Raw genomic sequence first — 15,738 nt, 5'->3', positions numbered from 1 at the left:
TTTCAGGCCTCTATAGCTTACTGGATAAGCGCAGATAGCTATTAATAACGTAGCGTTTCGAACCACTATCAATCAGGTTGCCGTGGCACGGTGCGGGTCTGCCAGAGGCCTCCACTGCGTTGTGACCACAGGCAGCGCGCGTTCAAAAGCTGCCGAACACCGTGCCCAGCACAATGAGCAGCACCAGCACCAGCACCAGCACCAGCACCAGCACCAGCGCGGGCAGCATCGCGGCGGCGCAGACGGCCGCCATCAGGTTCGCCCTGCCCTTTGCCGATGTGATGCTACTGGCGATTGCCTTGTGGCGCGGCGTGCGCAATGACTGGAACGAGGAGCAACGCCGCGAGCGCGCCCTGCGCAAGCGCATGCGCGAGATGGTGGACGCACCCGGGCGGTAATCGCTCTCAGGCCAGCGCCTGCGCCTCGGCCTGGCCGGTCAGGCGCTGCACCAGCCCCTGCGCAAGCCGGTTGACGACGCCGTAGACCGACAACTGCGGGTTCGCCCCGACGCTGGTGGGAAAGAGCGATCCGTCGTGCACCGAGAGGTTTTCCAGCTGCCAGTGCACGCCATCGGGCCGCACCACGCCCATCCGCTCATCGGCCGCCAGGCCGCAGCCGCCCATTACGTGGGCGCTGACCACCCTGGTCAGCAGCGGCTTCATGGGCAGTTGCCCGATGGCCTCCCTGGCCTGCGCCCAGGAGGTGTAGAGCTGGCCCATCTCATGCACGGGCAGCACCTGCTTTGCGCCGGCGGCAAACTGGATTTCGGTCATGGCCAGCATGGCGCGGCGTGCACCGTCCATCACATAGTCGGTGAGCGGGTAGTCGAGCACGGCCGAGCCATCGCCGCGCAGCTTGACGTGCCCGCCCCGGGCCTGGTCGTGGAAGCCGTCGCGCAGCAGCGCCAGCAGCACATGTGTGTGCGGAAACTGGCTCAGCAGGTCAGCCTGGGGCTGCCCCGAGCCGGGCATCGACGTGGCCAGAATCAGTGGATGCAGCGGCGGCGCCTCGATCTTGAAGCCCATGGGGCCGTCGATGGGCTGGGTGCGCAGGTAGTGGTCGGAGTACAGCGACTGCGGTGCACCCGCCCAGCCCTCCACACGCTGCTCCATCACGGCGGCCGTCATCACCACCGGGTGCAGGAAGGTGCGCTGCCCCAGGCGGCCATGCGGGTCGGGGACGCCCGAGCGCATCAGCACGGCGGGCGAGTTGATGGCCCCGCCCGAGAGCACAAAATGCCGCGCCGTGATGGTGGTGCGCACGGCGTCTGCCGCCACCGCGCCGTTGAGTTGCACGCCCACGCAGCGCAGTGCCTGCACCTTGCCCGAGGCCAGATCGAGCTTCTCGGCACGCGTCTGCACCAGTAGCGTGGCGCCTTTGTCGAGCGCAGCCGGAATGGTGGTCACCAGCATGGACTGCTTGGCATTGGTGGGGCAGCCCATGCCGCAGGAGCCCAGGTTCCAGCAGCCCTGCACGTTGCGCCGGATCGACTCGACCGGAATGCCCAGCTTGACCGCGCCAGAACGCAGCAGTTCGTTGTTTTCGTTGGGCGGCACCTGCCATGACGACACGTTGAGCCTGCGCTCGGCCTGCTCGAAATACGGCTCCAGCGCCTGCTCGTTGTAGTCCTTCAGCCCGAAGTATTGCTCCCAGTAGGCCAGGGTGGCGGGTGGCGTACGGAAGGAGCTGGTCCAGTTCACCGTGGTGGAGCCCCCCACGCAGCGCCCCTGCAGGATGGAGATGGCCTTGTCCTCGGTCTTGCGGCCGGCGCTTTCCTGGTAAAGCTGGGGGTAGGCCTCAGACTCGCGCTGGCGAAAATCGCTGCTGCTGCGCAGCGGGCCCTCTTCGACGATGACCACGGACAGACCGGCGCGGGTCAGCAGCTCGGCCGTGATGCCCGCACCCGCGCCCGAGCCGATGATGGCCACGTCGCAAGCGATGGTTTGCGGCGCGGCGCCGTGGGGGCCGCCCAGCACTTTCCAGCCGCGCTGCAGGCCACTGCGAATGGGATCGGGGAGTTTGCTCATGGTGTTTGGTTCATAAGGTGTGACGAACGGATGGGTTCACACCGGTTCGGGGGTCAGAGGTTGAGAGTTTTTTGCTCGTGCCCGAAAGGTGCGTCAAAACACCGCTGATCAAGGCCCAAAGCACAGCCATCGCACGGGCGATGGCGAGCATTTGCAACACGGAGCAGGGGTGTTTTGGCGTGCAAGGCGGGCACAGGCAAAAGACTTCTCAGCCGCTCAGATATCCACAGGGCCTGGGTAACCCAGGGTCGACCAGGTGGCTTCGTCAGAAAAATAGGCACCGCCCACAATCTCGTGCAGCGCCTGGTAGGCCTGCTGGCGCACCGCCAGGCGCGAAAAGCGCATGTCCTCGAGTGCAGCCAGCACCTGTGCCGGGTCGGCATCAAGCCAGTCGCTGGACAGGCCGGCCAGCCCCCGGCGCCCGGCGCTGGTGCACAGCAGTCCCACCAGTTGCGACAGTTCGGCCTGCACATGCGGTGGCAGGTTTTGCGCCAGGGCGTCCACACGGTCTGCCATGCCCTGCAGCGCCTGCTGCTGGGCGCCCGCGTCTTGCGGCAGTGTGCCCTGCAGAATGGCACGGCCCGCGCTGATGAACAGCCCCCGCCCCGCGTCAGACAGGCGCCCCTGCACCAGACCCGGCTGCAGCAGCATGGCCGCCCCGCCCGCCAGCGCCAGCACAGCGCCCGACACCAGGCCCAGCTTCAATAAAGTTCGTCTTTGCATTTTTCGACTATCGCACGCACCAGCCCCCTGCCTCTAGACGCAGCCGCCTAGAGGGTGTTGGGGTTTTCATTGATACCGCAAATGCGGTATGGGCAAGCCCGCCTCCACAGGTGCGCAGGCTCAAACCGGCTCCAGCCTGCGCGAGCGCCAGTCCAACACAGCGGTGCGCACATGCATCTTGCCCGCCAGGGCGGGCGATTGGCGGGCAATCACCCCGGCGGCAAAGTCCGCCAGAAAGGCCGACTTGAGCCCTGCCCGGGCGCTGTCCACCCCCAGTTCCTCGTAGGGCACCGAAGCCAGCAACAAAAAACCATCGTCCGGTATGCGCCCTTTGGCCATGTTGGCTTCGATGATGGCCGCCGCCTGTCCCACGGGTTCGGCCAGCTCGGGGCTGTAGGGGCCGACGATCAAGGCGATGTTGGGCATGTGCAGAAAGTCAAAGCCCCGGCCCAGGCAAATCATCCATTCGCGGTGCTCGATGTCGGCGGCCCGATGCATCTGCCGCACTTCGTCGATGCGCCGCAGGTTGCCTGCCAGCAGCGGCAGCAGGTCTTCGCGCATCTGGCGGGCCATGTCGGGAAACAGCGCTGCCAGGTGCTGGGCCAGTGCGTCCTCGGCCATGCCGGCGCATAGCGCCAGGTCCAGCAGCCCGCCCTGCTCACCATGCACCAGCAGGGCGTCTTCGTCGGTTTCAAAGCCGCACAGCACGGGGTACACAGTGTCGCGCCCCTGGCCGAACACGGTTTCCACCTGCTGCTTGATGCGCCGGGTGTGCGCGATGGCCGCTCCCGTGTCGCCATGAAAGCCCGCACACCCCCGGTGCACGCTGCCGCGCGAGAAGTGGTAAGTGATGAGCAGCAGCACCCGACGCCCTTCACACACGCAGCGCTGCACATACCCGGCCAGCACCTCGCCCAGGTGCGGCCAACCCAGGTCGAACATGCCCCCCAGGTTGCGAAACGGCTGGATGATGCCCAGTGGCGTGTGCGTGGCCACCGGAATGTTGATGCGCCCGTCCATGCACTTGAGCACGCCAATGGCCGTGGGGTGCAGCGCCAGGTAGCGCTCGCGGGCCAGCCAGTTCTCGGGGCTGCAAAATTGGGCCGAGTGGTCACGCGCGCGCTCAAAAAGCCAGTCGATGCGCTGGGCTATGGGTTTGCTGTGGATGTCCATGGGCGTTCAGGGGTTGCAGGGTGCCGCCGTGACGCGGTTGCACGCTGGTTCTTGGACTGGTACAGGGCATGGTCGGCGCGGTGCAGCAAGGGGGCTTCAGACTGGCCCCGGTTGCGCGCCGCCTGTGCAGCCCAGAGCATCTGTCCCACAAAAGCCTGGGAGTCCTCCCAGTCCAGCGCTGCGGCAAAAGCCTCCAGGCGCTGCATCAACTGGCCTTGCCAGTGTGGCCCCAGCGGCTCCTCGCCGGGCCATGTGCCCGCAGCATCCTGCGGCAGCGCCACCCACAGCTGCGCCGCCCAGGTGGGCAGACTGCATTTCCATTGACCAGTGGCAGGGACCATGAGAGAGGCATCCGTTCACACGCCAGCGCGTGCTGCGCAGGCAGAGCGTTGCGCCGCTACAGGCTACAACCCCCTCGCCCGCCACGGCCCCTGTAAAAACCCTGCTTTACCCTGCGCAATACCCAAAACCCTGCTCATCGCTTACGAGTCGATGACCGGCGGCACCGGCCAGATGGCCGAGGCGCTGCTGGGCGGCGGAGCGCAAAAAGCCGCGTGAATCGTGGGGTAAGAACTACACGAAACGGGGGGCAGGTCAATGGGAATCTGGCGCATGGCGCTGCGCGGCAAGCCTCACCCCAGCCACTGCGGCCGCAACAGCATGACCAAGCCGAGCGCAAGCATCACCAGACCAGAGAGCAGCTTGAGCCAGCGCCCACCTTGCTCTGTGAGCTTGCTGCTGGCGAGTGCGCTGACCGCAAGCGTGACCATCAGTGCGTCGTCGGTGATGTAGCCAATGATGTACAGGCCCAGGTAGCCGTGGTATGCAAGGTGTCCCAGGTCCTGCTGCGTCAGGATTGCCGTGTAGATGGCTGGCAGACCCGCAGTGCACAGCAATTCAATCAGATTGACGGCGATGGCAAGCAGCGCGACACCGGCCATGGCCGCCGGCAGCGATGGCGCGTTCATCACCCGGCGCATTCGCTCAAAGAGGCCGGGTTTGGCCTTTTCGGGAATCGACAGCGAGACACCGCGTCCCCATGCAAAGTAGTCCTTGGTATTGATGGAACCAATGGCGATGGCCAGCAGGGCCAGCCCCACGCGCAGCGGCACTGACAGGCCGACCGCAAGGAAAAGGTTGAGCCACGCCGCCATCATCGCGTAGTAAACCGCGCCACTGACCAGCACAAAGGTGCCGGCAATCAGCGCCATGCGTCGGCGGTCGTGCAGCCGCACCAGCAGCGAGAGCAGGAAGAGCAGCACCCAGGTGGCGCAGGGATTGAAGCCGTCGAGCAGACCGATGGCCAGCGTGAACAGCGGCAAGCCGAGCTGTGCGACGCTGAGCGTGCCAACAAGCGGCGCGTCGATCGCCTGGCGCGGTGCAGGCAATGCCTGCGGTGCAGATGCGGCGGGCGGCGCCGCATCGAGCAGCGCAAGCAGCTCAGGGCCGCTGTCTGCGGCGTCCCCGAAGCCGATCATCACCCGCTCGCCGACGACAAAGGTCGGAACGCCCGGCGGTCAGATACCGGCCTGGCGCGAGACCTGCTCCAGTGCTTGGCGTGCTTGCGGGTCGCGGTCGATGGCGCGGTAGTCAATGCGCAGCGCGGGTCTCTCGCGGGCCAGCCCGGCAAGATAGGCCTTGGCATCCGCACAGTGCGGGCAGCCATCGCGCACAAAAACGGTCAGCACCGGGCCGTTCCCGTCCGGCTCTGCTGCAGTAAACCGGGCAGGCCACAGGGTGGCGACAAAAAGAATCAGGACCCCGAACAGGCCCGTCAGCAATGAACGTCGAAGCACGATAAGTCAAACGCAGAAAAAAGGGACCGCACGCAAATACGCCCAGCCACGATACCGCATTCAACGCACAGAGGGTTTTCCCATTTCTGCCGTGGCATCGGGCGGCGTACCCCGGTCGTCCAGCAGGCCCCACTGGTCCCAATCGTCCCCAAACAGCTCCGCCGGGTGCTGCGTGCGGTCCGACCCATTGCCGCAGCGCATGTCCTTGGCAGGGCAGTACAAGTCGCAGCCCCAGCACACCCGCTCGGGGTGGGCGGGGGCCTGGGGGAACTTCTTGACTGCCATGGCCAGGCTCCGGTGGCTGTGCTCCGGCCTACTTGCGTGCCGGGGGCACGTCGGTGCACGACCCGTGCGCCACTTCCGCTGCCATGCCGATGGATTCCCCAAGTGTGGGGTGCGGGTGGATGGTCTTGCCGATGTCCACCGCATCGGCGCCCATCTCGATGGCCAGGGCAATCTCGCCAATCATGTCGCCTGCGTGGGTGCCCACCATGCCGCCGCCCAGGATCTTGCCGTGGCCATGGGCCTCTGGCGAGTCGTCGAAGAGCAGCTTGGTGACGCCTTCGTCCCGGCCATTCGCAATGGCGCGGCCGGAGGCCGTCCAGGGAAACAGGCCCTTCTTGACCTTGATGCCTTGGGCCTTGGCCTGGTCTTCGGTGAGGCCCACCCACGCCACTTCGGGGTCGGTGTAGGCCACGCTCGGGATCACGCGGGCATTGAAGGCGGCGGCTGCCAGCTCCTTGTTGCCCTGCAGTTCACCGGCGATGACTTCGGCCGCCACATGTGCCTCGTGCACCGCCTTGTGCGCCAGCATGGGCTGGCCCACGATGTCGCCAATGGCGAAGATGTGCGGCACGTTGGTGCGCATCTGGATGTCGACGTTGATGAAGCCACGGTCGGTGACGGCAACGCCAGCCTGGTCAGCGGCGATCTTCTTGCCGTTGGGCGTGCGGCCCACGGCCTGCAGCACCAGGTCGTACACCTGCGGCGCGGGGGCGGCGCCACCCTCTTCCGCTGCGGCAAATGTCACCTCGATGCCTTCGGGTGTGGCCTTGGCGCCCACCGTCTTGGTCTTGAGCATGATGTTGTCGAAGCGCTTGGCGTTCATCTTCTGCCAGATCTTGACCAGGTCGCGGTCGGCGCCCTGCATCAGGCCGTCCATCATCTCGACCACATCCAGACGCGCGCCCAGGGTGGAATACACCGTGCCCATTTCGAGGCCGATGATGCCGCCGCCCAGGATGAGCATGCGCTTCGGAACACCCTGGAGCGCCAGCGCGCCGGTGGAATCGACCACGCGCGGGTCGTCGGGCATGAAGGGCAGGCGCACGGCCTGACTGCCGGCGGCGATGATGGCGTTCTGGAAGGCGATGACCTTCTTGGTGCCGGTCTTCTCCTGGCCCGAGCCGGTGGTTTCTTCCACTTCGACGTGGTTAGCACCGACGAACGCGCCGTAGCCGCGCACCGTGGTCACCTTGCGCATCTTGGCCATCTGGGCCAGGCCGCCGGTGAGTTTGCCGATGACTTTCTCTTTGTGGCCGCGCAGCGTGTCGACATTGACAGTGAGCGCGCCAAAGTCGATGCCTGCCGCTGACAGGTGCGACACCTCGTCGATCACTGCGGCCACGTGCAGCAAGGCTTTGCTGGGGATGCAGCCCACGTTCAGGCACACGCCGCCGAGTTGGGCGTAGCGCTCGACCAGCACCACCTTGAGGCCCAGGTCGGCCGCGCGGAAGGCGGCGCTGTAGCCGCCGGGGCCACCGCCGAGCACGAGCAGGTCGCACTCCAGATCGGCACTGCCGGTGAAGCCGGACGCTTCTGTTTTGATAGCTTCAGGAGCTTGTACAGCAAGCGGATGGGCCTGTTTTGGCTCTGAAACTGCGGGTGCAGGCGCACCGGCAGCTGCTGCGTCGGCGGTTTCCAGCGTCAGCAGCACGCTACCCTCGGCGATCTTGTCGCCGAGCTTGACGCGCACCTCGCGCACCACGCCAGCGTGGCTGGAGGGGATTTCCATCGAGGCCTTGTCGGACTCGACGGTCACGAGGCTCTGTTCGACCTTGATGGTGTCACCCGGCTGGACCATCACCTCGATGACGGCCACCTCGGCAAAGTCGCCGATGTCGGGCACCTTGATATCGATTGTTGCCATGTGCGTTGCCCTTTCGTTACATCACGATGCGGCGGAAGTCCGCCAGCAGCGAGGCAAAGTACACGTTGAAGCGTGCGGCGCTGGCGCCGTCGATCACGCGGTGGTCCCAGCTCAGGCTGAGCGGCAGCATGAGGCGCGGTGCGAACTGTGTGCCGTCCCATTGGGGCTCCAGGCTGCTCTTGCACACGCCCATGATGGCCACCTCAGGCGCGTTGATGATGGGCGTGAAGTAACGCCCACCAATGCCGCCCAGCGAGCTGATGGAGAAGCACCCGCCGGTCATGTCGGCCGGGCCCAGCTTGCCGTCGCGCGCTTTCTTGGCCAGGTCGCCCATCTCCTGGCTGATCTGGACGATGCCCTTCTGGTCGGCGTCGCGGATCACGGGCACGACCAGACCGTTGGGCGTATCGGCCGCAAAGCCGATGTGGAAGTAGTTCTTCATCACCAGCTGGTCGCCGTCGAGCGAGCTGTTGAAGTCGGGAAACTTCTTGAGCGCAGCCACGGCGGCCTTGATCATGAAGGCGAGCATGGTGACCTTGACGCCACTCTTTTCGTTCTCTTGGTTGAACTGCACGCGGAAGGCTTCGAGGTCGGTGATGTCGGCATCGTCGTGGTTGGTGACGTGCGGGATGACCACCCAGTTGCGGTGCAGGTTGGCACCGCTGATTTTCTTGATGCGCGAGAGGTCTTTGCGCTCCACGGGGCCGAACTTGGTGAAGTCGACCTTGGGCCAGGGCAGCAGGTTCAGGCCCTCGCCCGAGCCGCCGCTACTGGCGGCGGGTGCCTTGGCTGCCTGCGCCTTGGTTTGCGTGGCGCCGCCCATCACCGCCTTGGTGAAACCCTGGATGTCGTCTTGCGTGATGCGACCCTTGGGGCCAGTGCCCCTGACTTCGTGGAGCGGCACACCGAGTTCGCGGGCGAATTTGCGCACCGAGGGGCTGGCGTGTGGCAGGCCGGCAGCGGGCGTGCCGGGCTGGTGCGCGGGCACGGAGGCAGAGGCGATAGCGGTTGCGGGGGGCGCAGCCGCTGCCACAGCGGCGGCAGGAACTGGCGCTGCTGATGCGGCCGGTGCGGCTGGAGCAACCGCCGCTGGTGCATTGCCCGCCGAGCCTTCCAGCACGGCCACAAGGTCGCCGATGTTGACGGTGTCGCCGATCTTGACCTTGAGTTCCTTGATCACGCCCGCAGCGGGCGAAGGGATCTCCATGGATGCCTTGTCGGATTCGACCGTGAAGAGCGATTGCTCCAGCTTGACCGTGTCGCCGGGCTTGACCAGCAGCTCGATCACGGCCACGTCCTTGAAGTCGCCGATGTCGGGCACGCGCACTTCGATGGGGCCGACAGGCGCCGCTGCGTCGGGCGCCGGTGCAGCAACGGGAGCGGCGCTGGGCGTCGGTGTTTTTGCTATTTTTTCAATAGCTGCTTGCGCTTGCTGCGATTGGGCTGGTGTTGAATTTGATTCAGAAACAGCACCAACCACTTCGAGCGTGAGCACCACCGAGCCTTGCTTGACCTTGTCGCCGACCTGCACCCGCAGGTCCTTGACCACGCCCGCATGGCTGGAGGGAATCTCCATGGATGCCTTATCGGACTCGACCGTGATCAGCGATTGCTCGGCCTTGACGGTGTCGCCGGGCTTGACCAGCAACTCGATCACGCCGACTTCGTCGAAGTCACCGATGTCCGGAACTTGGATTTCTACCAATGCCATTGTTGTCTCCAGTTGGTTCGGTTTACGCGTACAGCGGGTTGACCTTGTCGGCCTGGATGTTGTACTTGGCAATGGCCTCGGCCACCTTGGTGGCGGGCAGCACACCGTCTTCGCTCAGCGCCTTGAGGGCGGCCACCACGATGTAGTGGCGGTTGACCTCGAAGTGCTCGCGCAGCTTGCTGCGGAAGTCGCTTCGGCCAAAACCGTCGGTGCCCAGCACCTTGTAGGTGCGGCCCTTCGGGATGAACGGACGGATCTGCTCGGCATAGGCCTTCATGTAGTCGGTGGATGCCACTACCGGGCCGGTGTTGGTGCCCAGCTGTTGCGCCACGAAGGGCACGCGCGGGGTTTCCAGCGGGTGCAGCAGGTTCCAGCGCTCGGCGTCCTGGCCTTCGCGGGTGAGCTCGTTGAAGCTGGGGCAGCTCCACACGTCGGCCTGAATGCCCCAGTCGGCAGCCAGCAGGGTTTGGGCGGCGATGGATTCGCGCAGGATGGTGCCCGAGCCCAGCAGCTGCACGCGCTTTTCACTGGCGCCGGAGGTGCCCTGCGGTGGCACGGCGCCGGGCTTGCACATATACATGCCCTTGATGATCTGCTCTTCGGTGCCCGCCGTGAGGCCGGGCATGGGGTAGTTCTCGTTGAGCAGCGTGATGTAGTAGAAAACGTTCTCCTGCTGCTCGACCATGCGCTTCATGCCGTGGTGCATGATCACCGCCACTTCGTGGGCGAAGGTGGGGTCGTAGGTCACGCAGTTGGGGATGGTGTTGGCCAGGATGTGGCTGTGGCCATCTTCGTGTTGCAGGCCTTCGCCGTTGAGCGTGGTGCGGCCCGACGTGCCGCCCAGCAAAAAGCCGCGCGCCTGCATGTCACCCGCTGCCCAGGCCAGGTCGCCAATGCGCTGAAAGCCGAACATCGAGTAGTACACGTAGAACGGCACCATGATGCGGTTGTTGGTGCTGTAGCTGGTGGCCGCGGCAATCCAGCTGGCCATGCCGCCGGCTTCGTTGATGCCCTCTTGCAAAATCTGGCCGGCCTTGTCTTCGCGGTAATACATCACCTGGTCGCGATCGACCGGGGTGTAGAGCTGGCCCTTGGGGTTGTAGATGCCGATCTGGCGGAACAGCCCTTCCATGCCGAAGGTGCGGGCCTCGTCCACCAGGATGGGCACCACGCGCGGTCCCAGGGCCTGGTCGCGCAGCAGCTGGGTGACAAAGCGCACATAGGCCTGCGTGGTGCTGATCTCGCGGCCCTCGGCCGTGGGCTCCAGGATGGCCTTGAAGGTTTCGATGGCGGGCACGGTGAAGTGCTCGTCGGCCTTGACGCGGCGCTTGGGCAGGTAACCGCCCAGTGCCTTGCGGCGCTCGTGCAGGTATTTGATTTCCGGCGTGTCGTCGGCAGGCTTGTAATAAGGAATCTTGTGCAGCTCGCTGTCCGGGATCGGGATGTTGAACCGGTCCCGGATGTACTTGATGTCCTCATCACTGAGCTTCTTGGTCTGGTGCACAGTGTTTTTGCCTTCACCGGCCTTGCCCATGCCGTAGCCCTTGACGGTCTTGATGAGCAGCACCGTGGGCTGCCCCTTGTGCTCGTTGGCTGCATGAAAAGCGGCGTAAACCTTGGTGGGCTCATGGCCGCCCCGGCGCAGCTCGAACACTTCCTCGTCGGTCATGTGCTCGACAAGTTGCAGCGTCTCGGGGTATTTGCCAAAGAAGTTCTTGCGCACGAAGGCACCGTCGTTGGCCTTCATGGCCTGGTAGTCGCCGTCCAGCGTCTCCATCATCAGCTGTTTGAGCTTGCCGGTCTTGTCCCGGGCCAGCAGCGCATCCCAGCCAGCGCCCCACAGCAGCTTGATGACGTTCCAGCCGCTGCCACGGAACTCGCCTTCGAGCTCTTGCACGATCTTACCGTTGCCGCGCACCGGACCGTCCAGGCGCTGCAGGTTGCAGTTGACCACGAAGATCAGGTTGTCGAGGTTTTCGCGCGCGGCCAGGCCAATGGCGCCCAGCGATTCGGGCTCGTCCATTTCGCCGTCGCCACAGAACACCCAGACTTTCCGGTTTTCGGTGTTGGCAATGCCCCGGGCGTGCAGATACTTGAGAAAACGCGCCTGGTAAATGGCCATCAGCGGGCCCAGCCCCATCGACACGGTGGGGAACTGCCAGAACTCAGGCATCAGCTTGGGGTGCGGGTAACTCGATAGCCCCTTGCCGTCCACTTCCTGGCGGAAGCTGTCGAGCTGCTCTTCGGTCAGACGGCCTTCAAGGAAGGCGCGGGCATAGATGCCGGGCGAGCTGTGGCCCTGAATGTAGAGCAGGTCGCCGCCGTGGCCCTCGCTCTCGGCGTGCCAGAAATGGTTGAAGCCTGCCCCAAACATGCTGGCCACTGAGGCGAACGAGCCGATGTGGCCACCCAGATCACCGCCGTCGGCCGGGTCCAGCCGGTTGGCGCGCACCACCATGGCCATGGCGTTCCAGCGCATGTAGGCGCGCAGGCGCTTTTCGATGGCGATGTTGCCGGCGCAGTGGGCCTCCTGCTCGGGCTCGATGGTGTTCACGTAACCCGTATTGCCCGAGAACGGCATGTCAATGCTGCTCTGGCGGGCATGTTCGAGCAATTGTTCGATCAGGAAATGGGCGCGCTCAGCACCTTCCTTGTCGATGACTGCGGACAGCGCATCCATCCACTCACGGGTTTCTTGCTGATCGGTGTCGGTCGCGGGCGCGGCGCCGTTTCCGGCCTGGGGGTCGGGCTGAGCTGACATGCTTGTCTCCTGTGTGTAAGGGTGCAATTTAGTACGTTGCCCGAAGTTTCGCATATTTTTCTTTAATTTCAAATTGTGCTTATACATTCCGCATAATGGAATTTACGTGCCAACAACCACAACCCCCGCAGACCCAAAGCCCCGGCCTGCCCCTCTACACTTGGCACCTATGAACACCACCCCCATCACGGACCAAACCACGCCGGCAGCCCCCCTGGCCACCCCCGCGCACTGGTGGCGTTCGTGGTGGCGCAACCTCTCGCCGGCCCGGCAAGACCGTTTTGCTGCACTGGCACCGCTGGCTGCCGTGCTGCTGTTCATGGCGGCCATCGTGGCGGCTTTCTGGTATTTGCGGGCAGAGGAGGTCGAACGCGAACACGAAGCCCTCAAGCGCGATGTGGAATACGCCCAGCAGCGCGTGCGCCTGCGGCTGCTGGAGCGCCAGGAACAACTGATGCGCGTCGCGCGCGATTTGTCCAACCAGGAAGTGGATCGCGCAGGTTTTGTGAGCCAGGCCGAATCCCTGATCAGCCAGCACCCCGAATTGCAGGCCATCACCTGGATCGATGAAAAAAAACGCATCCGCGCCAGCCATGCCGCTCCCACGCTGGGCAGCAGCGAGTTGCGCGTGGCCGGCGAAGTGCTGACCCCTGGCGACACCGCAGACACCTTTGAGCTGGCACGCGACCTTCAGCAACCCGTGTATTCGCAGCCCACCGCAACCCAGGGCGACTCCGCGCCGCTGCTGCAATTGCAGGTGCCCCTGAGCCACCAGGGCAAATTCAGTGGCGTGGTGCTGGGGGAATATTCCATCGACAGCCTGTTGCGCTATGGCACGCCCACCGAAGTGCTGGCACGTTATGCCGTCACGCTGCTCGATGGCAACAACCAGTTGCTGGCCGGCACGCCGCTGGGCCCTCGCGACTCCAGCATTCCGGTGTTGCCCTGGCGCCAACGCGCGAACCAGTACGAAGTGCCCGTCTCGCCGGTGGGCAACGGACTGGTGCTGCGGGCGCAGGCCTACCGCACGTCCCTCGGTGTGGTGGGCAGCGGCCTGTTCTGGCTGGTGGGCACGCTCAGCGCCATGACGGCCTGGATGCTGATAGCCACCTGGCGCCACACCCGCCGGCGCATGCAGGCCCAGCAAGCGCTGGTGGCCGAAACCAACTTTCGCCGGGCCATGGAAAATTCTGTGCTCACCGGCATGCGCGCGCTTGATCTGGAGGGGCGCATCACCTATGTCAATGCGGCTTTTTGCCAGATGACCGGCTGGAGCGAGTCCGAACTGGTGGGCCTGACACCCCCTTTCCCCTACTGGCCCGAATCCGACTATGAAACGCTGTACGCCAAGCTGCGCGAAGAGATCAGCGGCAAGACCGTGCCCGGCGGGTTTCATGTGCGCGTGCGGCGCAAGAGCGGCACCCAGTTTGATGCGCGGCTGTATGTGTCTCCGCTGATCGACGCCCACGGCCAGCAAACCGGCTGGATGACGTCCATGACCGACATCACCGAGCCCAACCGCATTCGCGAGCAGCTGACAGCCTCACATGAGCGCTTCACCATCGTGCTCGAATCGCTGGACGCCTCGGTTTCGGTGGCGCCGCTGGGCAGCCAGGAATTGCTGTTTGCCAACAAGCTCTACCGCCAGTGGTTTGGCTCGCAAACCGTTGGACATTTGCAGCTGGTGGCCCAGGCGGGCGTGCTGCCGGCCTCCGACAGCAACCCCACGGGCATGGACGACGAGGACGGGCTGATGGGCTTGCCCACTGACTCCCTGACCAGCGCGCGCGCCGAGAACGCCGAAATCTACCTGCCCGAGCTGGGCAAATGGCTGGAAGTGCGCTCTCGCTACCTCAACTGGGTGGACGGCCGCCTGGCCCAGATGGTGATTGCCACCGACATCACGCCGCGCCGCCTGGCCGAAGAGCAGTCGGCCCGGCAGGCCGAGCGGGCCCAGTCGGTCAGCCGCCTGATCACCATGGGCGAGATGGCGTCGAGCGTGGCGCACGAGCTCAACCAGCCCCTGACGGCCATCAGCAACTACTGCAGTGGCATGGTTTCGCGCATCCAGAGCGGCCAGATCACCGAAGAAGCCCTGCTCACCGCCCTGCAAAAAACTGCGCACCAGGCCCAGCGCGCGGGCCAGATCATCCAGCGCATCCGGGCTTTTGTGAAAAAAAGCGAACCCAATCGTGCACTGGCCGATGTGCACTCGATGGTGGACGAGGCCGTCGAGCTGGCCGACATCGAGCTGCGCCGCCACAACGTGCGCCTGACCCACTACGTGGCGGCGCGACTGCCGCCGGTGATGGCGGACACCATCCTGATTGAGCAGGTGCTCGTCAATCTCATGAAAAACGGGGCCGAGGCGATCCAGATGGCCAACCGCCCCACTTCGGGCCGCAGCGTGGAACTGCGCGTGGTGCCCAAGCACATCGAAGACCGCGAAGTGGTGGAGTTTTCGGTGCAGGACACCGGCAAAGGACTGGCGCCCGAAGTGCTCGAACGCCTGTTTGAAGCCTTTTTCTCCACCAAGGAAGAAGGCATGGGCATGGGCCTGAACCTGTGCCGCAGCATCGTCGAATCGCACCACGGCCGGATGCAGGCCGAGAACCTCTACAATGGTTCCGAGGTCATAGGCTGCCGGTTCTCCTTCTGGCTTCCGCTTGCCAAGCCTGTGGATGCCACTACAAATTCTGTAGCAAACGCACAACCCCCAAGGACAATTGCATGAGTTTGATTCCGAAAAAAGGCACCGTTTACGTGGTGGATGACGACGAGGCGGTTCGCGACTCGCTTCAGTGGCTGCTGGAGGGCAAGGACTACCGGGTACGCTGCTTTGATTCGGCCGAAACCTTCCTCTCGCGCTACGACCCGCGTGAGGTGGCCTGCCTGATCGTCGACATCCGCATGGGCGGCATGACCGGGCTGGAGCTGCAGGACCGCCTGATCGAGCGCAAGTCGCCCCTGCCCATCGTGTTCATCACCGGCCATGGCGATGTTCCGATGGCCGTCAACACCATGAAAAAAGGCGCGCTCGACTTCATTCAGAAGCCTTTTGATGAAGAAGAGCTTGTCGGGCTGGTCGAACGCATGCTCGACCACGCCCGCGAAGCCTTTGCCGGCTTCCAGCAGGCGGCCAGCCGCGACGCGCTGCTCTCCAAGCTCACGGGCCGCGAATCCCAGGTACTTGAGCGCATCGTCGCCGGCCGTCTGAACAAGCAGATCGCCGATGACCTGGGCATCAGCATCAAGACCGTGGAGGCGCACCGCGCCAACATCATGGAAAAGCTCAACGCCAACACGGTGGCCGATCTGCTCAAGATCGCCTTGGGCCAGAGCGCCCCCAAAACCTGATTGCTCATTAATTGATAGCTACTAGCGCTTATCCATAAAGC

13 protein-coding genes are annotated in these 15,738 nt (G+C 64.6%); 3 read left to right on the top strand and 10 right to left on the bottom strand.

The window, feature by feature from the left end:
- Positions 1-404: 404 nt before the first annotated feature.
- From K226_RS0112095 to K226_RS0112080, 4 genes are all read right to left on the bottom strand, one after another.
- Positions 405-2,027: a GMC family oxidoreductase gene (locus K226_RS0112095; protein ID WP_024815058.1), complete on the bottom strand. Its 1,623-nt coding sequence runs from the start codon at positions 2,025-2,027 to the stop codon at positions 405-407.
- A 216-nt stretch (positions 2,028-2,243) separates the two neighbouring features.
- Positions 2,244-2,750 (bottom strand): hypothetical protein, encoded by a 507-nt coding sequence (locus K226_RS0112090; RefSeq protein WP_024815057.1) that lies wholly within the window; start codon positions 2,748-2,750, stop codon positions 2,244-2,246.
- Between the two features lie 120 nt (positions 2,751-2,870).
- Entirely contained in the window at positions 2,871-3,923 is a 1,053-nt protein-coding gene (locus K226_RS0112085) for a carboxysome shell carbonic anhydrase domain-containg protein (RefSeq protein WP_024815056.1), read from the bottom strand.
- Entirely contained in the window at positions 3,899-4,264 is a 366-nt protein-coding gene (locus tag K226_RS0112080) for a hypothetical protein (protein WP_024815055.1), read from the bottom strand. The genes K226_RS0112085 and K226_RS0112080 overlap by 25 nt, the downstream gene beginning before the upstream one ends.
- Between K226_RS0112080 and K226_RS19825 the strand changes: the two genes are divergently transcribed.
- Complete coding sequence (locus tag K226_RS19825; RefSeq protein WP_155886515.1) at positions 4,263-4,481, top strand: hypothetical protein; 219 nt, start codon at positions 4,263-4,265, stop codon at positions 4,479-4,481. The genes K226_RS0112080 and K226_RS19825 overlap by 2 nt on opposite strands.
- A gap of 74 nt (positions 4,482-4,555) precedes the next feature.
- Here K226_RS19825 and K226_RS18950 read toward each other — a convergent pair whose 3' ends face one another.
- From K226_RS18950 to aceE, 6 genes are read right to left on the bottom strand one after another with little or no spacing between them, the layout of a single operon-like run.
- The gene (locus tag K226_RS18950) at positions 4,556-5,401 is read right to left on the bottom strand and encodes a hypothetical protein (protein ID WP_051463484.1); all 846 of its coding nucleotides are present in this window, start codon (positions 5,399-5,401) and stop codon (positions 4,556-4,558) included.
- Between the two features lie 39 nt (positions 5,402-5,440).
- Positions 5,441-5,719: a glutaredoxin gene (locus K226_RS20065; RefSeq protein ID WP_202899886.1), complete on the bottom strand. Its 279-nt coding sequence runs from the start codon at positions 5,717-5,719 to the stop codon at positions 5,441-5,443.
- A 60-nt stretch (positions 5,720-5,779) separates the two neighbouring features.
- On the bottom strand, positions 5,780-6,004 hold the full coding sequence (locus K226_RS0112070) for a DUF3079 domain-containing protein (RefSeq protein WP_024815054.1): 225 nt from the start codon (positions 6,002-6,004) through the stop codon (positions 5,780-5,782).
- 28 nt (positions 6,005-6,032) lie between these two features.
- On the bottom strand, positions 6,033-7,868 hold the full coding sequence (gene lpdA / locus K226_RS0112065) for a dihydrolipoyl dehydrogenase (protein WP_024815053.1): 1,836 nt from the start codon (positions 7,866-7,868) through the stop codon (positions 6,033-6,035).
- 16 nt (positions 7,869-7,884) lie between these two features.
- Positions 7,885-9,579, bottom strand: a complete 1,695-nt coding sequence (gene aceF, locus K226_RS0112060; protein ID WP_024815052.1) for a dihydrolipoyllysine-residue acetyltransferase — start codon at positions 9,577-9,579, stop codon at positions 7,885-7,887.
- Between the two features lie 22 nt (positions 9,580-9,601).
- Positions 9,602-12,340: a pyruvate dehydrogenase (acetyl-transferring), homodimeric type gene (gene aceE / locus K226_RS0112055; RefSeq protein ID WP_024815051.1), complete on the bottom strand. Its 2,739-nt coding sequence runs from the start codon at positions 12,338-12,340 to the stop codon at positions 9,602-9,604.
- Positions 12,341-12,509: 169 nt separating this feature from the next.
- Here aceE and K226_RS0112050 point away from each other — a divergent pair, with 169 nt between their 5' ends.
- Positions 12,510-15,074 carry a PAS domain S-box protein gene (locus tag K226_RS0112050; RefSeq protein WP_024815050.1) on the top strand — a complete coding sequence of 855 codons (2,565 nt, stop codon included), beginning with the start codon at positions 12,510-12,512 and terminating at the stop codon, positions 15,072-15,074.
- On the top strand, positions 15,071-15,697 hold the full coding sequence (locus K226_RS0112045; protein ID WP_024815049.1) for a response regulator transcription factor: 627 nt from the start codon (positions 15,071-15,073) through the stop codon (positions 15,695-15,697). Before K226_RS0112050 ends, K226_RS0112045 begins: the two co-directional genes overlap by 4 nt.
- The last annotated feature ends 41 nt before the right edge of the window (positions 15,698-15,738 follow it).

The organism is Acidovorax sp. JHL-3 (assembly GCF_000526295.1).
Classification (GTDB): Bacteria; Pseudomonadota; Gammaproteobacteria; order Burkholderiales; family Burkholderiaceae_C; genus Acidovorax; species Acidovorax defluvii.
This window is presented reverse-complemented; position numbering and strand designations above follow the sequence as displayed.